Origin of the sequence: Ornithinimicrobium panacihumi (assembly GCF_052073805.1) — a bacterium.
In the GTDB taxonomy this organism is placed as follows: domain Bacteria; phylum Actinomycetota; class Actinomycetes; order Actinomycetales; family Dermatophilaceae; genus Ornithinicoccus; species Ornithinicoccus panacihumi.
In genome coordinates, this window is record NZ_JBQGWG010000004.1 from 97,946 (window position 1) to 118,249 (window position 20,304).

Here is a 20,304-nt window from a genome sequence, read left to right on the forward strand (position 1 = left end):
CGCCGAAGGGAAGGGTGGCCATGAGCGAGAAGAACCCCGTCACGATCCTGTCCGAGGAAGAGTGCTGGCGCCGGTTGGGGGAGCTGGAGTTCGGCCGGATGGCGTTCCACCTCGCCGACGAGGTGCACATCACGCCCATCAACTACGCGCTGGACGGCGGACGGATCGTCTTCCGCACCGCGGAGGGCTCCAAGCTGCTGGGCGTGGCGATGAACGAGGACGTCGCCTTCGAGATCGACGACGTCGACGAGGAGTCCGAGCGGGCCTGGAGCATCATCGTCCGCGGCCGGGCCACGATCCTCGAGGGCGAGGACGCCCGCAACGCCGACAACCTGCGGCTGCGCCCGTGGGTCGCGACCGAGAAGTTCAACGTCGTCGGGATCGAGGTGCGTGAGCTCTCCGGGCGGGAGTTCCACCTGTCGCGTCCGTGGCGTCGCATGCTGCCCCAGGAGGACTAGCTTCCCGGGGCGTCCTAGAGAGAAAGGTCTGCCATGAAGGCGATCGTCTACCACGGCCCAGGTCAGAAGTCGTGGGAGGAGGTGCCTGACCCGCAGATCCAGGATCCGAAGGACGCGATCGTCAAGGTCGAGACGACCACGATCTGCGGCACGGACCTGCACATCCTCAAGGGCGACGTGCCCGCCGTCGAGCCCGGGCGCGTCCTGGGCCACGAGGCCGTCGGCGTCGTGACCGAGGTCGGGCAGGACTGCACCAAGGTCAAGGTCGGTGACCGCGTCATCGTCTCCTGCGTCACCAAGTGCATGGAGTGCGACTACTGCAAGGAGGGCCTGACCTCCCACTGCGAGGCCGTGGGCGGCATCGGCTGGATCTTCGGCCACCTCATCGACGGCACCCAGGCCGAGTTCGTCCGCGTGCCCTACGCCGACAACGGCCTCATCCCGCTGCCCGAGGGCGTCACCCCCGAGCAGGGCGTCATGCTCTCCGACATCCTCCCGACCGGTTTCGAGATCGGCGTGCAGTACGGCGGCGTCAAGGAGGGCGACGTGGTCGCCGTCGTGGGCGTCGGCCCCGTCGGCCTGGCCGCCGTGATGACGGCCGCCTCCTCCGGCGCGAGCAAGGTCATCGCCGTGGACGGCAACAAGTTCCGCCTCGAGGAGGTGCGCAAGTTCGGCGCCACCGACACCATCGAGGCCGGCCCGGACACCGTCGAGCAGCTGCGCGCGCTGGGCCGCAAGGGCGCCGGCGTCGACGTGGCCATCGAGGCCGTCGGCATCCCCGCGACCTTCCAGACCTGCCTCGACGCGATCCGCCCGGGTGGGCGCGTGGCCAACGCGGGCGTGCACGGCACCTCGGTCGACTTCCCGATCGACCGGGAGTGGATCAACAACATCACCATCACCACCGGCCTGGTCAACGCCACCACCGCCCCCGACCTGCTCGAGGACATCAAGAGCGGCAAGATCGAGCCGGAGAAGTTCGTCACGCACCGGTTCACCTTCGACCAGTGGGACGAGGCCTACGACACCTTCTCCCGCGCGGCCGACGAGCACGCGCTGAAGGTCATCGTCACCAACGCGTGAGTCAGGCGGGCAGGACCGGGAGCTTTGGCAGCTTCCGGTCCTCCAGCCATGGGGTGAGGACGTCGGCGAGGTCGCGGCCGGCCACCTCCGCGCAGTGCTCGACGAACTGCGCGGTGGTCACGCTGCGGCCCCGCTGCGTCTTCACCCAGGTGCGCAAGATCTCGAAGAAGAGCTCATCGCCCACCTCGACGCGCAGGGCGTGCAGGGTCAGGGCCCCGCGCTTGTAGACCCAGTCGTCGAACATGTTGGCCACCCCGGGATCGGCCAGCGGGGCGGGCTGGTCCTCCTCGGCGAGGACCGCGTGGTGGTGGGCCGCCCGCTCCTGCGTGGTGAGATCGCCGCACTCCTGCGACCACAGCCACTCGGCGTAGCAGGCGAAGCCCTCGTGCAGCCAGATGTGCCGCCACTGCTCGCCGGTCACCGCGTTGCCGAACCACTGGTGGGACAGCTCGTGCGCCACCAGCCGGACGGCGTCCCAGTCGGCCGAGGCGAAGTTGCGCCCGAAGGTCGACAGCGAGGCCGACTCCAGCGGGATCTCCAGGTCGTCGTCGGTGATGACGGCGGTGTAGGAGGCGAACGGATAGGTCCCGAAGACCTTCACGAAGAAGTCCATCATCTCCGGCTGCCGCCCGAAGGAGGCCGCGAAGCCGCCGTTCCTCTTCAGGTCGGCGGGGGCGACCACCCGGATCGGGACCGAGGACTTCTGCGTGATCACCTCGTAGCGCCCGATCTGGAGGGTGGCCAGGTAGGCCGGGATCGGCTCCTCCTGGCGGAAGACCCAGCTGCGGGTGGCGCCCCGTCGCCGGTCCGAGACCGGCTCGCCGCTGAACTCCACGTGGTAGTCCGCGGCCGTGGTCAGCCTGACCTCGTAGGTCGAGCGCGACGAGGGCCGGTCGTTGCAGGGGAACCATGAGGGCGCACCGTGCGGCTGCGAGGCGACGATGACGCCGTCCTCCAGCTCCTCCCAGCCGGCTGCGTCCAGGCCGCGCTTGCGCAGCGGCTTCGGGTTGCCGACGTAGGCGACCTTGACCTCGACCTCCTCGCCGGCTGCGACCTGCTGCGGCAGCGTGATGACGAGCTTGTTGTCGCTGACCTTGAACTTCTTGGCCGGCCGGCCCGCGACGAAGATCTTCAGCGGCTTCAGGGCCAGGTCCAGCCGCAGGTCGGTCAGGTCCTCGAGGGCGCGGCACCTCAGCACCGCCTCGCCCTCGAGCCTGTTGCTGGGCACCGAGTAGGTCAGCGTGAGGTCGTGGTGGAGCACGTCGAAGCTGAGGTCGCCGTGCCCGAGGACATAGGGGTCCGCGCCTCGTCGTCCACTCATCCGCGGGCCTCCTTCTCCTCCGGTATGCGGTCGCTCGCCTCGTCCTCGTCCTCGTCCCACGGCCCGATCGGGTTGCCGATCCACCGGGTCTGGGGTGGGACCGCCTCCCCGCGCATGACCAGGGAGACAGGTCCGACGGTACTGTTCCGCCCGATCATCGCCGCAGGGAGGAGGACGCTGTTGGGGCCGAGGGTCGCCCCGGTCTTGAGGATGACCTTGTCCATCGACAGCACCCGGTCGTGGAAGAGATGGGTCTGCACGACGCAGCCGTGGTTGACGGTCGATCCGGCCCGCAGCTCGACCAGGTCGGTCTCGGGCAGCCAGTAGGAGTCGCACCACACGCCCTTGCCGATGGTGGCGCCGAGCATCCGCAGCCAGACGTTGAGCAGGACCGTGCCCTGGGTGATCGAGGCGAACCACGGGGCGGCGAGCACCTCGGTGAAGGTGTCGGCCAGCTCGTTGCGCCAGACGAAGCCGGACCACAGCGGGTGGTCACCGACCTCGTGCCGGCCCACGATGACCCACTTGGCCGCCCAGGCGACCAGGGCCGCCACGATGCTGGCCGCGGCCATCACCAGGCCGCCGAGGACGAAGGTCCCGGGCACGCTCCAGCGCAGCAGGAGCAGCAGGGAGGTCGCCACCCCGAGGTGGAGCAGGACCAGGACGAGCATCGGCACCAGACGGCCGGTCTCGATGATGCCGCGGTAGATCTGGAGACGCGTCGGCGGGTCGTAGGTGCGGCTCGAGTCCGCCTCGCTGGCTGCGCGGCGCAGCTTGGTGGGCGGGGAGCCCATCCACGAGCTGCCCGCCTTGACCTGGCGGCGGCGCGGCGCGGCGGACAGCACGGCGACCAGGGACTCCCGCGGCACCTTGCGCCCGGCCGAGACCATCCCGGAGTTGCCGACGAAGGCGCGCTTGCCGACCTTGACCCGCTCGACGCGCAGCCAGCCGCGGGACAGCTCGTAGCAGCCCAGCAGGGTGTCGTCGGCCAGGAAGGCGTGGTCGTTGACGTGCGCGAGCCTGGGCAGCAGGAGCACGGTGGAGGCCTCCACTCCCTTGCCGACGCGGGCTCCGAGGAGCCGCAGCCACAGCGGGGTGATGGCCCCGGAGTACATCGGGAAGAGCCAGGTCCGGGCCTCGTCCAGCACCCGGAAGGTCGTCCAGACGGCCAGCCCGCGCAGCGACCGGGTGGGCTGGTGCCCCGGTCGGACGACCAGGGCGCACAGGCGGACCAGGAGCAGGACGAGGAGGACGAGCACCGCATACCCGACCAGGGCCGCGAGCGGCACCCAGACCCAACCGGCACGGGCCGCCTCGGTGAGGGATGAGGTCCCGCCCACCGCGCGGAGCATGACGGCACCGCCGGCGAGCGTGGCCAGGACGGGCAGGCCGGAGACGACGTGCGCGGCCAGGGCGTAGCCCCACCACCAGTGGCGGCCCCGCGGCGGCGTCTCGTCGGTCCAGGCACCGCGGGCGTGGGCGGAGCTGCGCTCGGCGGGCGAGCCGGACCAGTACTCCCCCGCCGGGATCCGACCCAGGACGAGGGAGCCGGGCGCGACCTCCGCACCGCGACCGACGTCGGCACCCGGGCCGAGCATGCTGCGGGCGCCGATCCGGGCCTGGGCGCCGATGATGATCTCGCCGACGTGGAGCTGGTCGCCGTCGATCCAGTAGCCGCCGAGGTCGACCTCCGGCTCGACCGCGGCCTCGCGGCCGACGCTGAGGAAGCCGGTAACGGGCGGGAGGGCGTGGAGGTCGACGTCGGGGGCGATGTCGGCACCGAGGGCGCGGGCGTAGCGCTGCAGCCAGGGAGCGCTGGCCGTCGAGACGGCGGCCAGCTCGTCCTGGATCCGGTTGGCCAGCCAGAGGCGCAGGTGCACCTTGCCGCCGCGGGGCCACACGCCGGGACGCACCCCGCGCAGGGCGAGCCTGATCAGGAGGGCGGACAGGCCGAGACGGACCGGCGCCAGCAGGAAGAGGGTGGCGACGAGCAGCGTCACCGTCCACGGGAAGGTCGGCGCCCACGTGATGTCGAACCACTCGTGGGCCGCGGTGCTGGCGATCATCAGCCAGGCGATCCACCGGCCCGCGGCGAGGGTGCGCAGCGGGATGAGCGCCAGGAGCTGGCCGAGCTGGGTCTTGGGCCGGATCGGCCGGACCATCCGGTCGGAGCGGGCCGGGCCGGGGCCGAGGTCCTCCAGCGCGGTCGCGAGAGTGCCGACGCGGGAGTGCTGGTAGAGATCGCCGACGGCGACCTCCGGGTAGCGCTCGCGCAGCCGGCCGACCACCTGGGCCGCGGTGAGCGAGCCTCCCCCGAGGTCGAAGAAGTCGTCCTTGGGCGAGGTGATGTCGGCGCCGAGGACCTCGCCCCAGATCTGCCCGATCCAGGTCTCCAGCGGGCTCAGGTCGCTGGAGGCACCGGCCCTGCGGGTCTTGGGCAGCGGCCAGGGCAGGGCGTCGCGGTCGATCTTGCCCGAGGTCCGGGTGGGGAGGGTGTCGACGACCGCGAGTCGTGGCACCAGGGCCGCCGGCATCCGCTCACGCAGCAGGGCCAGCGCCGCGTCGGCGTCGTAGCCCTCGTCCACCGCCAGGTAGCCGACGAGCAGCTGGTTGCCCGAGCCGGTCCTGCGGACCGCCGCGGCGGCACCGGCGACGCCGGGCAGCCGGAGGAGCTGCTCGTCGACCTCGCCCAGCTCGATGCGGCGCCCGCCCAGCTTGATCTGGTCGTCGGCGCGGCCGCCGAAGAGCAGGCCGACGGGGTCGTTGACGACGATGTCGCCGGAGCGGTAGGCGCGCTCCCAGCCCAGGGTGGGCATGGGGGCATACATCTGGGCGTCCTTGTCGGCGTCCAGATAGCGGGCCAGGCCCACGCCGCCGATGATCAGCTGGCCGGAGGCACCCTCGGGCACCGGGTTGCCCTGCTCGTCGACGACCGCGAGGTCCCAGCCCTCCAGGGGCAGACCGATGCGGACGGGGCCGACGCCGTCCATGATCGCGGCGCAGGCCACGACGGTGGCCTCGGTCGGGCCGTAGGTGTTCCACACCTCGCGCCCGGGTGCCTGGAGCCGCGCGGCGAGGTCGGGCGGGCAGGCCTCGCCGCCCAGGATCAGCAGCCGCACCTTCTCCAGGGACGCCGCTGGCCACAGGGCGACCAGGGTCGGGACGGTGGAGACGATGGTGATGTCGTTGGCCACCAACCACGGCCCGACGTCCACGCCGGAGCGGACCAGCGAGCGGGGGGCGGGCACGAGGGCGGCGCCGTGCGCCCAGGCCAGCCACATCTCCTCGCAGCTGGCGTCGAAGGCCACCGACAGCCCGGCCATGACGCGGTCGCCGGGACCGATCGGCTCGACCCCGGGGCCCTGGAGGAAGATCCGCGATTCGGCGTCGACGAAGGCGGCAGCGTTGCGGTGGGTGACGGCCACGCCCTTGGGCGTGCCGGTGGAGCCGGAGGTGAAGATGACCCACGCGTCGTCCTCGGTGGTGGGCTCCTCCCCCGGCACCCCGGTCGGCGTGCCCTCGCGGGCGGTGATGGCCAGGTCGTTGCCGATGACGGCGGCCACCGCGGCTTCCCCGAAGACAACGGCGGCGCGCTCGTCGGGGTCGTCGGCGTCCACCGGGACGTAGGCGGCGCCGGCCAGCAGGGCCCCCATGATCGCGACGTAGAGATCGGTCGTGCCCGACCGCACCCGCACACCGACCTTGGCACCCCTGCCGATGCCGAGGGTGGCCAGGTGGTCGGCGACCTCCTGGGCGGCGGCCTCGAACTCGGCGTAGGTCAGCGTCTGCAGGCCGCTGTCGACGGCGATGGCGTCCGGGGCGTCGGCCACGGTGGCGCGGAAGACGTCGACGAGGGTCCGTGGGGCGGGTGCGCGATCACCCGCCAGCAGCGAGTCGGGAACGGGATGCTCAGGCTCGGTCACGGGGCAAGTGTGCCCCACCCCGGTGAACCCCGGGGGCCGGATCTCAGGCGGCCGGGTCGGCCGCACCGACCGCGGACACTCCCGCCGACCAGGTCGCGTAGCCGCCGTCGAGGTTGCGCACGTCGCGCCCGTGCTGCGCCAGGATCCGGGCGGCCGTGTGGCCGCGCACCCCGACCGCGCAGTGCACGACCAGCGGACCCTCGGGCAGCTCGGCCAGCCGGTCGCGCAGCTCGTCCAGCGGCAGGAGCACCGAGCCGGGGATCGCGCCCCGGGCGTGCTCGCCGGGGCTGCGGACGTCGACCACGGTCGCACCCTCCGCCACCGCTTCGGCCAGCTCGTGCCACTGGATGCTGCGGCTGGTCCCGCGGCGCAGGTTGTCGTCGACGACGATGCCGCCACCGGGGCCGGTGGCCAGCCCGGCGTCGGTGGCCAGGGCGGACTCGGGGCGCACGCCGATCGCGAGCACGACGAGGTCGGCGGGCACGACGGTCCCCGCGGAGGTGGTGACCTCATCCGCCCCGATCGAGGCCACCTGCTCCCCCAGCAGCACCCGCACGCCGGCCTCGCGCAGCGCCCCGTGGACGACCTCGGCCAGCTCGGGGTCCAGCGGCGCCATCACCTGGTCGGCCGCCTCGACGAGGGTGACCGAGAGTCCGCGGTGGAGGAGATTCTCGGCCATCTCCACCCCGATGAACCCGCCCCCGACCACGACCGCCGTCCGCGCCCCGGCCGTGGCGGCCACGAGCTCGTCGGTGTCCTCGATGTCGCGCAGGCTCAGCGCACACTCGACCCCGGGCAGCGGGGGCCGGACCGGCCGGGCGCCGGGAGAGAGGACGAGCGCCTCATACCCCAGCTCGAAGTTCTCGCCGGAGGCGAGGTCGACGCCCCGCACGACCTTCGCCTCCCGGTCGATGCTGCGGACCTCGTGCCGCACGCGCACGTCCAGCCCGAAGCGGGCGCCGAGCGAGGCGGGGGTCTGCAGGAGCAGGTCGGAGCGCTCGGTGATCACGCCGCCGACGTGATAGGCAGGCCGCAGTTGGCGAAGGAGACGTGCCCGCTGCGCTCGAGCACGACGATCTGGGCGTGCTCGTCGAGCCGACGCAGGCGGGTCGCGGCGGACATGCCGCCGGCGACCCCGCCGATGACGACGACGCGGCGGGAGGAGGTGGAGGGGGCCGGGAGAGGGGACATGACCCACATCATACCCCGGGGGGTATGCGGCTCTGCTCCCCGGTGGTGCGGCGCGGGCCTCTCCCGGCCCCGCCCGGTCAGTCGCCCCCGCCCTGCAGACCCTGGGTGATGAGGTCCATCACCGAGGAGTCGGCCAGCGTGGTCACGTCGCCGACGGTGCGGTTCTCCGCGACGTCCTTGAGGAGGCGGCGCATGATCTTGCCCGAGCGGGTCTTGGGCAGCTCGGGGACGATCATGATCTGGCGCGGCTTGGCGATCGGGCCGATCTCCTTGGCCACGTGGTTGCGCAGCTCGGCGACCAGGTCCTGGCCCTCGCCCTCCTCGTCGGCCTCCTGGACGGCGTCCTCACGCAGGATGACGAACGCGCAGATGGCCTGACCGGTGGTATCGTCGGCGGCACCGACGACGGCGGCCTCGGCGACCTTGGGGTGGGAGACCAGCGCCGACTCGATCTCGGAGGTCGACATGCGGTGGCCGGAGACGTTCATGACGTCGTCGACGCGGCCGACGACCCAGATGTTGCCGTCCTCGTCCAGCTTGGCGCCGTCACCGGCGAAGTAGACGCCGTCGAAACGGCTCCAGTAGGTGTCCTTGTAGCGCTGCGGGTCGCCCCAGATACCACGCAGCATCGAGGGCCAGGGCTCGGTGAGCACCAGGTAGCCGCCGGAGTCGTTGCCGACCGGCTCGCCCATGTCGTCGACGACCTGGGCGCTGATGCCCGGGATGGGGCGCATGGCCGACCCGGGGCGGGCAGCGGTGACGCCGGGCAGCGGGCTGATCATGATCGCACCGGTCTCGGTCTGCCACCAGGTGTCCACGATCGGGGCGCTGTCGCCGCCGATGTTCTCGCGGTACCACATCCACGCCTCGGGGTTGATCGGCTCACCGACCGAGCCCAGGACGCGCAGGCTGGACAGGTCGAACTTCTCGGGGATGTCCGAGCCCCACTTCATGAAGGTCCGGATCGCGGTCGGCGCGGTGTAGAGCACGGTGACCTTGAGGTCCTGGACGATCTCCCAGAAGCGGCCCTGGTGCGGGGTGTCGGGGGTGCCTTCGTACATCACCTGCGTCGCGCCGAGGGTCATCGGCCCGTAGACGATGTAGGAGTGGCCGGTGACCCAGCCGATGTCGGCGGTGCACCAGTAGACGTCGGAGTCGGGGTGGACGTCGTGGACCACGTGGTTGGTGAAGGCGGTCTGGACCAGGTAGCCGCCGGTGGTGTGCATGATGCCCTTGGGCTTCCCCGTCGTGCCCGAGGTGTAGAGGATGAAGAGCGGGTGCTCGGCGTCGAAGGCCTCCGCCTCGTGGGTGTCGGCGGCCTGCCCGACGGCGTCGTGCCACCAGACGTCACGACCCTCGGTCCAGTCGACGTCCTGGCCGGTGCGCTGCACGACGAGGACGTGCTCGACGGGATTGTCGTCGTGGTTGAGCGCGGCGTCGACGGCCGGCTTGAGCGCGGAGGGCTTGCCGCGGCGGTAGCCGCCGTCGGAGGTGATGACCACCTTGGACCCGGCGTCGTCGATGCGGCTGTGCAGCGCCTCGGCGGAGAAGCCGCCGAAGACGACCGAGTGCGGGGCGCCGAGGCGGGCGCAGGCGAGCATCGCGATCGCGGCCTCGGGGATCATCGGCAGGTAGATGGCGACGGTGTCGCCCTTGCCCACGCCCAGGTCGGCCAGGGCGTTGGCGGCCTTCTGCACCTCCTGGTGCAGCTCGGCATAGGTGATGTCGCGGGTGTCACCCTCGGGCTCACCCACCCAGTGGATGGCCACGCGGTCGCCGTTGCCGGCCTCCACGTGCCGGTCGACGGCGTTGACGCAGGCGTTGAGCGTGCCGCCGACGAACCACTTGGCGAAGGGCGCGTCGGACCAGTCCAGGACCTCGCTGAAGTCCTGCTCCCACTGGACGTAGCGGCGGGCCTGGTCGGCCCAGAAGCCGAGCCGGTCGGCCTCGGCCTGCTCGAAGAGCTCGGCCTGCCCGTTGGCCTGGGCGGTGAACTCCGCCGAGGGCGGGAAGGTGCGCTGCTCGTGCAGCAGGGTGGACAGGCCCTCGGTGGGTGCCGGGTCGGACATCGGTGTCTCCTTGCCTTCGGTCTTCGAGGTTGGTCAGCTCGTGGTCGTGAGGCTGTGTGGCTACGTGCTTGCGAGTATGCCGTGCCCCGGGGCGGACGTCCTGCCCGCCCCGGGGCACGGGATGGTGATCGTCGGGATCAGTGGTCGACGGCCTCGGCAACGCCGTGGCCGGTGAGCGAGCGGACCTCGACCTCGGCCCACTTCTGCTCGTTGCGCTCCGGGCTGGTCACCGTGCCCAGCCAGCCGAGGAAGAAGCCCAGCGGGATGGAGATGATGCCCGGGTTGGCGAGCGGGAAGATGGCGAAGTCGATGTCCGGGTTGGTGATCATCGAGGTCGGCGAGCCGGAGACCACCGGGGAGAAGGCGATGAGCAGCAGCGAGCTGGCCAGACCGCCGTAGATGCTCCACAGGGCGCCGCGGGTGTTGAAGCGGCTCCAGAACAGGCTGTAGAGGATCGTGGGCAGGTTGGCGCTGGCCGCGACCGCGAACGCCAGGGCGACGAGGAAGGCGATGTTCTGGCCGTAGGCCAGGATGCCGCCGAGGATGGCCACGACGCCGATGCCGATGGCGGCCCAGCGGGCGACCTTGACCTCCTCCTCCGGGGTGGCCTTGCCGTCCTTGAAGACGTAGTTGTAGAGGTCGTGGGCGAAGGTCGCCGAGCTGGCGATCGTCAGGCCCGCGACCACCGCCAGGATGGTGGCGAAGGCGATGCCGGAGATGATGCCCAGCAGGACCGATCCGCCCAGCTCGTAGGCCAGCAGCGGGGCGGCCGAGTTGGCACCACCGGGGGCTGACGTGATGGTCTCGGGGCCGACCAGGGCGGCGGCGCCGTATCCGACGACCAGGGTCAGCAGGTAGAAGCCGCCGATGAGCCAGATGGCCCACTCGACCGACTTGCGGGCCTGCTGGGAGGTCGGGACGGTGTAGAAGCGGATGAGCACGTGCGGCAGGCCGGCCGTGCCCAGGACCAGGGCCATCGACAGGGAGATGAAGTCGATCTTGGTGGTGCCCGACAGGCCGTACTTCAGGCCGGGCTCGAGCAGCTTCTCGCCGGCCTCGGGGCTGGCGCTGACCGCGGCGTTGAGGACGCCGGAGAGGTTGAAGCCGTACTTGCCCAGCACCCAGACGGTGATGATCGCGGTCGCGCCGATGAGGAGCACGGCCTTGATCATCTGCACCCAGGTGGTGCCCTTCATCCCGCCGATCATGACGTAGGCGATCATCACGGCACCGACGATGCCGATGACCAGATACTGCGCCCACTGGGAGTTCAGACCGAGCAGCAGGGCCACGAGGCCACCGGCGCCGGCCATCTGGGCCAGCAGGTAGAAGAAGGACACGGCCAGCGAGCTCGTCGCGGCGGCGATGCGGACCGGACGCTGCTTGAGGCGGTAGGACAGCACGTCGGCCAGGGTGAAGCGGCCGGTGTTGCGCATCAGCTCGGCGGTGAGCAGCAGCGCGACCAGCCAGGCCACGAGGAAGCCGATCGAGTAGAGGAAGCCGTCATAGCCCTGCAGGGCGATCGCGCCGGCGATCCCGAGGAAGGAGGCCGCCGAGAGGTAGTCGCCGGCGATGGCCAGGCCGTTCTGCCGGCCGGAGAAGGCCGCGCCGCCGGTGTAGTACTGCGCGGCGGTCTTCTTGCCGCCGGCGACCTTGATGACCACGGTCAGGGTGGCGATGACGAAGGCGGCGAAGACGGCGATGTTCAGGGTCGGGCTGCCGACCTGGACGTCGGCCGCCGCGGCGAGGGGCTGGAAGGTGGAGAGGTTCATCGGTTGAGTCCTTCCTGGCCGAGCTGCTCCATCCGCTGGCCGAGGGCCTCGGCGCGGGGGTCGAACTCACGGTTGGCCCAGCGGGCGTAGATGAAGGTGATGGCGAAGGTGGTGACGAACTGCAGCAGCCCGAAGATCAGGCCGATGTTGATCGAGCCGGCCACCTTCTGCGACATGAAGCCGGGGGCGAAGATCGCCGCGAAGACGTAGAGGAAGTACCACGCCAGGAAGAAGGCCGTCATCGGGAAGACGAACTTGCGGAAGCGGTTGCGCAGGTCCTGGAACTCGTCGGTCTGCTGCAGCCGGATGTAGGGGTCGACGTCGACCGGAGAGTCGGGCGCCCCGTGGTGGGGTGTTGTTGACACGGTGGGTCCTCCACGGTGGTCGGGACCAGGCCTCCTCGCCCGATCTGTGCTCCCCACCCTGCAAGCCGGGTATGCGGTCTCGGAAGTCCTCGATCCCCGCGCCTCGGTCGGCGGTTGCCTCGAGCGGTCAACGGTCGGTGAGGGACGACGAACGGCGAACGGTCGGGCCGGAGTCGATTACATGCCGGCCACTCCGACGACCGGCGTCGCCGCGGACGGCGGCCCTAGCGTTGCTGGGTGACCTCTTCCGGCGTGTGCAGGCGCACGAGGGTGCGGCCCGCCCCGGCAGGGACCCCGTGCGGCGTGGCCAGCGAGACGCCGACGGCCGCGGCGAAGGCGGCCGGGATGGTCCAGGCGGCGGGGTGGGTCAGCAGCGCGCCGGTCCAGCCGGTCGAGGTGTTCCGGGTCAGGCTGACCACCATCGACCCGATGGCCAGCACCGCACCGGTCACCAGGCCGGCGGCGGCGCCCTGGACGGACAGCCGGCGCCACCAGACCCCGAGCGCCAGCAGGGGGAAGAAGGTGGAGGCGGCGATGACGAAGGCCAGGGTGACGAAGGAGGCGAGCGGGACCTCGGGGAAGACCTGGGAGACCGCGTAGGGCACCAGGACCGACCCGGCGGCCGCGATCCGGAAGCCCGTCACCTCCGGCTGGTCGCCTCCCGTCAGGCGCCCCGCGATCGGCCGGATGACGTCCTGGTTGACCACGCCCGTGACCGCGAACGCCAGCCCCGAGGAGGTCGACACGAACGCGGCGAACGCCCCTCCCACGAGGGCTGCGGTGAGCACCTCGGCGGGCAGGCCGGGGACGACCTCGGCGGGCAGGCGCAGCACGACCGTGTCGTGGCGGACCCCCGCCTCCAGCGTCGGCAGGTAGACCCGGCCCAGCACCCCGTAGACCACCGTGACCGCGTAGAAGATCCCTAGCAGCGCCAGCACCCGGACCGTGGTCCGCCGCGCCGCCGAGCCATCGGGGTTGGTGTAGTAGCGCACCACCACGTGCGGCAGGCCCGTGGTCCCCAGCGACAGGGCCAGGATCAGCGAGAAGGTGCGGTAGAGGTAGTGCTCGTCGGGGTCCCGCCCGGTGAACGGCAGCGTCCAGGAGTCCGGCACCTGCGGGCCGGCGCCGTGGGTCGACCACCACACCGCCAGGACGATCCCGGCGGGCACGGCGAGGGCGGTGAGCTTGAGCCAGTACTGGACGGCCTGCACCAAGGTGATCGACCGCATACCCCCGGCCGCGACGGAGAGCACCACGACCACGAGGACCACGAGGGAGCCCAGCCACAGCGGGGCGCCGGTCACCAGGCGGAGGGTGAAACCGGCGCCGTGGAACTGCGGGATGAGATAGAGCCAGCCGATGAACACGACCAGGAGCGAGCAGAGGTGCCGCACGCCCCGCGACTCCAGCCGCGCCTCGGCGAAGTCGGGCAGCGTGTAGGCGCCCGACCTCCGCAGCGGGGCGGCGACCAGGACCAGCAGGACGAGATAGCCGACGGTGTAGCCGATCGGGTACCACAACGCGTCGACGCCCTGGTCGTAGATGAGCCCGGCGACGCCGAGGAAGCTGGCGGCCGACAGATACTCCCCGCCGATCGCGGCGGCGTTGCGGGCCGGGGAGACGGCGCGGCCGGCGACGTAGAAGTCGCTGGTCCGTCGCGACAGGCGCAGCACGAAGAGGCTCAGCCAGAGCGTGACCGCGCAGACCACCACCACGGCCAGGGTGGACAGGAGACCGGTGGTGTCCACTCAGCGCTCCCGGGCCACGACGTCGGCGAAACGTCGCTCGAGCCGGCCGGAGCGGCGGACGTACCAGGCGGCCAACCCGACCAGGACGGGATAGACGAGCAGGCCCAGGACCAGCCACGGGAATGACAGCCCGTCCAGGCCCACGGTGCGGGTCGCGGGGACGAGGGCGAAGAGGAGCGGCAGGCCGAGGAGGAGTGCCGCGGCCAGGGCGAGGACGACGAGGGTCAGCCGCAGCTGGGCACGCATCAGCCCGTGCAGGTAGAGCTCGCCCACGCCGGTCTGCTCGACCAGCGAGGTGGCCATCGGGCGACGCCGCGCGGTGGTCGCCCCGCGCCGTGAGGAGGTGACCCGGACCCGGTGGGTATGCGGTGTGGAGGGTTGCGTCATCGCTGGGTGCCCAGGACCCGCTCGCGGACCTCGCGGGCGTGCCGGCGGGCGACCACCAGATCGGGGCCGTCCGGCGCCAGGTGCAGGCTCAGCTTGCCCTGGCTCTGCCGCACCTCGGCCACGTGCGCGAGGGAGACGAGCGTGGAGCGGTGGATGCGCACGAAGCCCGCGTCGGCCCACCGCTGCTCCAGGGTGGTCAGCGGGGTCCGCAGCAGGTGGGAGCCGGTGGCGGTGAAGAGCCGGACGTAGTCGCCCTGGGCCTGGACGTAGCGGACCGCCGAGCGCTGGACGAAGCGCGTCACGCCACCCAGCTCGACCGCGATCCGCTCGTCGGCGGCGGGTGTCTCGTCGGCGGCGGGAGGGTCGCTGGGGGCAGCGGGCGAGGCTGCGGCGGGAGCCACCTCGGCCCCGGCCACCCGGTCGGCCACCCGGTCGACCGCCCCGACCACCCGGTCGACCGCCTGGCCCAGCCGCGTCGGCGACACCGGCTTCATCACGTAGTCGACGGCCTGCACCGCGAAGGCGTCGACCGCGTGCTCCTCGTGGGCGGTGACGAAGACGATCTGGGGGCGGCGGGCGAAGCGCGCGATGACGCGCGCGAGCTCCATACCGTCCAGACCCGGCATGGAGATGTCGGAGAAGACGACGTCCACGTCCTGGGCCTCCAGGGCACGCAGCGCGTCCGTGCCCGAGGACGCGGGCACGACCTGCTCGAACCTGCCGTCCTGCTCCAGCAGCCAGGTGAGCTCGGAGAGGGCGGGCGGTTCGTCGTCGACGACGAGGGCGCGCATGACTCCCATCGTAGGTGGGTCGAGGCCGGCCGCGCCGGGGGCCGCCCGGCACTCAGGCATGAACCCCGGGCGCGAACTTCGGCACCCGGAAGCTCACCTTGGTGCCCAGCCCCGGTGCGGTCTCGACGACGAGCCCGTGGTCGTCGCCGTAGACCTGCCGCAGCCGGGCGTCGACATTGCCCAGGCCGACGGATTCGGTCTCGCGCGTCTCGTCGACCACCTCGCCGTCGAGGGCGCGCTGGACCTCGTCCGGGTCCGAGCCGACCCCGTCGTCCTCGATCGAGATCTCGGCGAGGTCCCCCAGGTCGGTCGCGGTGATGGTCACGGTGCCGGTGCCGACCTTGCCGGCGAGGCCGTGGCGGACGGCGTTCTCCACCAGCGGCTGGACGGCGAGATAGGGGACCGCGACCGGCAGCACCTCGGGCGCGATGAGCAGGTTGACCTGGAGGCGGTCCCCGAAGCGGGCCTGCTCGAGCACCAGGTAGCGCTCGATGTTGCGCAGCTCGTCGGCCAGCGTGGTGAACGCCCCTCCCCGCCGCAGGGCGTAGCGGGTGAAGTCGGCGAACTCCAGCAGCAGCTCGCGCGCCCGGTCGGGATCGGTGCGCACGAAGCTGGCGATCGCGCCGAGGGAGTTGTAGATGAAGTGCGGGCTGATCTGGGCCCGGAGGCTGCGCAGCTCGGCCTCCATCGCGCGGGTGCGCTCCCGGTCGAGCTCGCCGAGCTCGAGCTGCCCGCTCACCCAGGTCGCGAGCTGCTCGGTCGCCCGGGCGAGCCCCGCCGAGGGTCCGGAGGAGTATGCGGTGAGCGCGCCGATCACGCGGTCCTCCACCACCAGCGGTGCCGCGACACCGGCCCGCACGTCGCAGTCGGGCCGGTCGCACGGCAGGTCGGCACGCCCCAGGACGATGACGTCGCCGCTGTCGAGCACCTGCCCGGCGTGGCCCATCGCCTGGTCGCGGTGGTGCTCACCTTGGCCGGACCAGACCAGCACGTCCTGGGTGTCGCAGACCGCCACGGCGGTGCCGCCCAGCAGGACGCGCAGGTTGCGGGCCGCCTTGCCCGCGTTGTCCTCGGTCAGTCCCGCGCGCAGGTGGCGGCCCGCCTGGCTCCCGGCCCGGAGCGTCTCGTAGGTGATCCGGTCCTCCTCCGAGAGGAAGCCCCGGCGGGCCTGCCGGCGGCGGAGCCAGAGCAGGGCGTGGACGAGCAGGAAGACTGCCGTGACGATGATCGCCGTCGGAAGGTGGAAGACGTCCTGCATGGGCCGAGACTACGGGCACCGGTGGGCCTGCCGCGGCCGGCAGGCCCCACCTCTCAGTCGTCGGTCCGGGAGGACGCCATGGTGTCGAGACACTCCTTCTCCGCGCTCTCCCGGTCGTGGACCGTCTCGCGCAGCGGGACGTGCTTGATCATCGCGGTCGCGAGCAGCACCAGCGCCAGGATCGGCAGCCCCACCATGAAGGCGTCGTGCAGCTGGTCGGCCAGCCCGGAGCGGACGGCGTGGACGGCGGCCGCCGGCAGACCGTCGGAGGCCGAGGGGTCCAGCACCGCCCCGACGTCGATCGTGCCCGCCTCGGCCTCGGCCGCCTCCCGCATGCCCGGCGGCAGGTGTGAGATCACGGCGGCCCCGAGGCCGGAGGTCATGATCGAGCCGTAGACCGCGATGCCCACGGTGGAGCCGATGTTGCGCATGAACTGGGTGGTTGCGGTGGCCACGCCCATGTCGCGCTGGGCGACGACGTTCTGGACGACCAGGGTGAACTGCTGCATGGCCATCCCTAGGCCGATGCCGATCACGGTCATCGCGCCGAAGAGCTCGTAGGGCGAGTCGTCGACACCCAGCCGGGTGAGCAGCCAGATCCCGACCATCATGAGCACCACGCCGGTGATCATGAACCTGCGGTAGCGGCCCGTGCGGGTCACGAGCAGTCCGGTGACGATGCCCATGATGATCATCCCGAGCATCATCGGCATGAGGATCAGCCCCGACTGGGTCGCGTTGACCCCGAGCACGCCCTGGGCGAAGACGGGGATGTAGATGATCGAGCCGAACATCACCATCGCCATGCCGAGCGCGGCCACGTTGGCCCACGAGAAGACGCTGCTGCGGAAGAGACGCAACGGCAGCAGCGGCTCGGGGGCGCGCAGCTCGACGGCGATGAACGCCAGGGCGAAGGCGAGACCCACCCCGTAGAGCGTGAGGATCTGCCAGGACGTCCAGGGATATGTGGTTCCGCCCCAGCTCGTCGCGAGCAGGATCGAGACCATCGCGACCGTCAGCGTGATGATGCCCGGGACGTCCACGCGCGCGTCACGCCGCTGGAAGGGCAGGTGCATGAAGCGCGCCACGAACCACAGGGCCACCAGGCCGACCGGGATCGCGGTGAAGAACAGCCAGCGCCACCCCAGGTGGTCGGTGATGAGCCCGCCCGCGAGCGGACCGGCGATGGAGGTCACGCCGAAGACCGCACCCATGAAGCCTTGGTACTTCCCCCGGGAGCGGGGCGGGATGATGTCGCCGATGATCGTCTGGGACAGGGGCATCAGCGTGCCCATGCCGGCGCCCTGGATGGCGCGACCGGCGACGAGCACCCAGAAGTTGGGGGCCACCCCGGAGACGACCGAGCCGATCAGGAAGATCACCAGCCCGCCGAGGTAGAAGGACTTGCGGCCGTAGAGGTCGGACAGCTTGCCGACGACGGGGACGACCACGGCCGAGACCAGCATGGCCGCCGTGGCGACCCAGCTGTAGTGGTCCATGCCACCCAGGTCGGCCACGATCTGCGGCAGCGCCGGACCGACGATGGTCTGGCTGATCGAGGCGACGAACATGCCCAGCATCAGGGCGATGAAGACGCGCCGGTGCTCCTTGCTCATCGTGTAGGGGATGCGGGCCTCCTGGGTCGTCATCGCGACTCCTCCCCGCCCGCGCGGCGGGCCTCGATGCTCTCGGACAGGCGGGACAGGAGGCGGGCCAGCTCGTCGCGGTCCTCCTGCGTCCAGTCGCCCAACGCGCCGGTGATCAGCTCGAGCCGGCGGGTCCGCTCGGCGAGCATGGCCTCACGGCCCGGGTCGGTGAGCCCGATCACCTGGGCGCGGCGGTCGGCCGGGTCGGGGTGGCGGTCGACGAACCCACGCTCCGCGAGCGAGGCCAGTCGGCGGCTCATCGTGGAGGGGTCCAGGCCTTCGGCCTCGGCGAGGTCGCGCGAGCGCGTGCACTCGGCGGCCGACAGCCGCACCAGCGTCGCGTAGTCACCCTGGGTGAGATCGCCCTGCCAGTCGTGCACGAGGCGTCCCATCGACGCGAAAGCCCGCGCCAGCCCTTCAGATAGTTGCACCAGGCAACGATAGCGTTAGTTGCATGCTGCATGCAATTCTTGCCCTCGCGGGCGCCCTGAGGCCCACCCCGGGGCGCATCGGCGACCGATGAGTTCCCGGTCCGGCGGGAGTCGGAGGAGGTGAGAGAGACCGCATACCCGGAGGAGAGCCCTCGTGCACCAGCTGATCTTCGTCAACCTGCCCGTCACCGACCTGGCGCGGAGCCGGGACTTCTTCACGCAGGTCGGCTACACCTTCAACGAGGACTTCTGCGACGGGCGGGCGCTGTGCCTGGAGCTGGGGCCGACTCTGCACGCGATGCTCCTGGAGCGGGAGTTCTTCGACAGCTTCCACGACGGGGCGCCGGCGCCTCCCGGGACCGTCGGCGCGCTGCTGTGCCTGTCCGCGCACTCGCGCGCCGCGGTGGATGCGGTGGTGGACCGGGCGGTGGATGCTGGAGGATCGGCGGTGCGGACCGTGGACCACGGCGCGATGTACGGGCGGTCGTATGCGGACCCGGACGGGCACGTCTGGGAGATCATGTGGATGGACCGGACGGCGATGGCCGGGGAGGGAGCATGACCATGACGACCTTCGAGGAGGCGACCGCGCCGCTGCGCGGGGAGCTGCTGGCGCACTGCTACCGGATGCTGGGGTCGGCGGCCGAGGCCGAGGACCTCGTGCAGGAGACCTACCTGCGGGCCTGGCGGGCCTTCCACGGTTTCGAGGGGCGGTCGTCGGTGCGGACGTGGATGTACACCATCGCCACCAACACCTGCCTGACCGCGCTGAAGTCGCAGCAGCGACGGCCGCTGCCGAGCGGGCTCGGGCAGCCTCCGGGCGACCCGTCGCGTCCGGTCGTCGAGGACCATTCGGTGCCCTGGCTCGAGCCGCTCCCGGACCAGCTGGTGTGGGGGCAGGGGTCGAAGCGCCCCGACCCGCAGGACGCCGCCGAGGTGACCGAGGGGGTGCAGCTGGCCTTCGTCGCGGCGCTGCAGGAGCTGCCGCCGCGCCAGCGTGCGGTCCTCCTGCTGCGGGAGGTGCTGCAGCTCTCTGCCGCCGAGACCGCCGAGGCGCTGGAGACCAGCGTGGCGTCGGTGAACTCGGCCCTGCAGCGGGCGCGCGCGACGCTGGGCGAGGGCGCCTCGTCGGCGGGGCGGCGGGTCGACGAGCTCAGCGAGCAGGAGCAGGAGCTGTTCCGGCGGTTCTGCGACGCCTTCGAGCGCTATGACATCCCCGCGGTCGTCGGGCTGATGGCCGAGCAGTCGGTGTGGCAGATGCCGCCGTTCGACCGCTACTACGTGGGCCGCGAGGACATCGCGGCGCTCATCGGTGGGCAGTGCCCGGCCTCCGGGCCGATGGACCTGCGGCTGGTGCCGACGGTGAGCAACGGCCAGCCGGCGGCGGCGATGTATCTGCGCGACGAGGACGGGAGCTACCGGCCCTTTCAGCTGTGCGTCGTCGATGTCGTGGACGGTGGGATCACGCAGGTCGTGGGCTTCTTCGACGCCACCGCCTTCGCGCAGGCCGGGCTGCCGGAGCTGCTTGATGCCTGATCGGTTGGCCGCCGGTTGGTCGCCTGATCGGTTGGCGGTTGACCACCGGTTGGCCGCCTGATCGGTTGGCGGTTGACCACCGGTTGGCCGCCTGATCGGTTGGCCGCCTGAGTCGGGTCCTGGACCGATCGCGGTCGGTGGACGCCACAGATGTCGGTGAACCTCACCTTTGCCCGGGTTGCAACGTGGGCAGATGTGAGGTTTGCCGACATGGCTGCGGCTTGGCGACATCTGTCGCTTCGGGGAGATGCGGATCGCCCACACCCTCTGGTCGAGGATGCGGGCGATCCGGGTATGCGGTGCCGCGCGAGCTGGTGAGGCGCGC

Annotated in this window: 17 protein-coding genes; 4 read left to right on the top strand and 13 right to left on the bottom strand. The window is 71.6% G+C overall.

Going from position 1 to position 20,304, the window contains the following annotated elements:
• Positions 1-20: 20 nt before the first annotated feature.
• Positions 21-458, top strand: a complete 438-nt coding sequence (locus ACTMMA_RS05925) for a pyridoxamine 5'-phosphate oxidase family protein (RefSeq protein ID WP_441189186.1) — start codon at positions 21-23, stop codon at positions 456-458.
• Positions 459-491: 33 nt separating this feature from the next.
• Positions 492-1,541, top strand: coding sequence for an alcohol dehydrogenase catalytic domain-containing protein (locus ACTMMA_RS05930; protein ID WP_441189187.1), 1,050 nt, complete (start codon positions 492-494; stop codon positions 1,539-1,541).
• A gap of 1 nt (position 1,542) precedes the next feature.
• On the opposite strand, the gene ACTMMA_RS05935 is transcribed toward ACTMMA_RS05930, so the two are convergent.
• From ACTMMA_RS05935 to ACTMMA_RS05995, 13 genes are all read right to left on the bottom strand, one after another.
• On the bottom strand, positions 1,543-2,862 hold the full coding sequence (locus tag ACTMMA_RS05935; protein WP_441189188.1) for a M1 family metallopeptidase: 1,320 nt from the start codon (positions 2,860-2,862) through the stop codon (positions 1,543-1,545).
• The gene (locus ACTMMA_RS05940) at positions 2,859-6,785 is read right to left on the bottom strand and encodes a Pls/PosA family non-ribosomal peptide synthetase (RefSeq protein ID WP_441189189.1); all 3,927 of its coding nucleotides are present in this window, start codon (positions 6,783-6,785) and stop codon (positions 2,859-2,861) included. Before ACTMMA_RS05940 ends, ACTMMA_RS05935 begins: the two co-directional genes overlap by 4 nt.
• A gap of 43 nt (positions 6,786-6,828) precedes the next feature.
• On the bottom strand, positions 6,829-7,794 hold the full coding sequence (locus tag ACTMMA_RS05945) for an FAD-dependent oxidoreductase (RefSeq protein ID WP_441189190.1): 966 nt from the start codon (positions 7,792-7,794) through the stop codon (positions 6,829-6,831).
• Positions 7,791-7,976 (bottom strand): hypothetical protein, encoded by a 186-nt coding sequence (locus ACTMMA_RS05950; RefSeq protein WP_441189191.1) that lies wholly within the window; start codon positions 7,974-7,976, stop codon positions 7,791-7,793. Before ACTMMA_RS05950 ends, ACTMMA_RS05945 begins: the two co-directional genes overlap by 4 nt.
• Positions 7,977-8,053: 77 nt before the next feature.
• Positions 8,054-10,045, bottom strand: a complete 1,992-nt coding sequence (gene acs, locus ACTMMA_RS05955; protein WP_441189192.1) for an acetate--CoA ligase — start codon at positions 10,043-10,045, stop codon at positions 8,054-8,056.
• Positions 10,046-10,182: 137 nt separating this feature from the next.
• Complete coding sequence (locus ACTMMA_RS05960) at positions 10,183-11,817, bottom strand: monocarboxylic acid transporter (RefSeq protein WP_441189193.1); 1,635 nt, start codon at positions 11,815-11,817, stop codon at positions 10,183-10,185.
• Positions 11,814-12,182: a DUF485 domain-containing protein gene (locus ACTMMA_RS05965; RefSeq protein ID WP_441189194.1), complete on the bottom strand. Its 369-nt coding sequence runs from the start codon at positions 12,180-12,182 to the stop codon at positions 11,814-11,816. The genes ACTMMA_RS05960 and ACTMMA_RS05965 overlap by 4 nt, the downstream gene beginning before the upstream one ends.
• A gap of 224 nt (positions 12,183-12,406) precedes the next feature.
• Positions 12,407-13,930: a sodium/solute symporter gene (locus tag ACTMMA_RS05970; RefSeq protein ID WP_441189195.1), complete on the bottom strand. Its 1,524-nt coding sequence runs from the start codon at positions 13,928-13,930 to the stop codon at positions 12,407-12,409.
• Complete coding sequence (locus tag ACTMMA_RS05975; protein ID WP_441189196.1) at positions 13,931-14,317, bottom strand: hypothetical protein; 387 nt, start codon at positions 14,315-14,317, stop codon at positions 13,931-13,933.
• Positions 14,314-15,108: a LytR/AlgR family response regulator transcription factor gene (locus ACTMMA_RS05980; RefSeq protein ID WP_441189197.1), complete on the bottom strand. Its 795-nt coding sequence runs from the start codon at positions 15,106-15,108 to the stop codon at positions 14,314-14,316. The genes ACTMMA_RS05975 and ACTMMA_RS05980 overlap by 4 nt, the downstream gene beginning before the upstream one ends.
• Before the next feature lie 52 nt (positions 15,109-15,160).
• Entirely contained in the window at positions 15,161-16,366 is a 1,206-nt protein-coding gene (locus tag ACTMMA_RS05985; RefSeq protein WP_441189198.1) for a histidine kinase, read from the bottom strand.
• Positions 16,367-16,419: 53 nt separating this feature from the next.
• The gene (locus ACTMMA_RS05990; protein ID WP_441189199.1) at positions 16,420-18,015 is read right to left on the bottom strand and encodes an MDR family MFS transporter; all 1,596 of its coding nucleotides are present in this window, start codon (positions 18,013-18,015) and stop codon (positions 16,420-16,422) included.
• On the bottom strand, positions 18,012-18,443 hold the full coding sequence (locus ACTMMA_RS05995) for a MarR family winged helix-turn-helix transcriptional regulator (protein WP_441189200.1): 432 nt from the start codon (positions 18,441-18,443) through the stop codon (positions 18,012-18,014). The genes ACTMMA_RS05990 and ACTMMA_RS05995 overlap by 4 nt, the downstream gene beginning before the upstream one ends.
• A 154-nt stretch (positions 18,444-18,597) precedes the next feature.
• On the opposite strand from ACTMMA_RS05995, the gene ACTMMA_RS06000 reads away from it, so the two are divergent.
• Both ACTMMA_RS06000 and ACTMMA_RS06005 read left to right on the top strand, forming a co-directional pair.
• Entirely contained in the window at positions 18,598-19,005 is a 408-nt protein-coding gene (locus ACTMMA_RS06000) for a VOC family protein (protein ID WP_441189201.1), read from the top strand.
• Positions 19,002-19,979 carry a sigma-70 family RNA polymerase sigma factor gene (locus ACTMMA_RS06005; protein WP_441189202.1) on the top strand — a complete coding sequence of 326 codons (978 nt, stop codon included), beginning with the start codon at positions 19,002-19,004 and terminating at the stop codon, positions 19,977-19,979. Before ACTMMA_RS06000 ends, ACTMMA_RS06005 begins: the two co-directional genes overlap by 4 nt.
• The last annotated feature ends 325 nt before the right edge of the window (positions 19,980-20,304 follow it).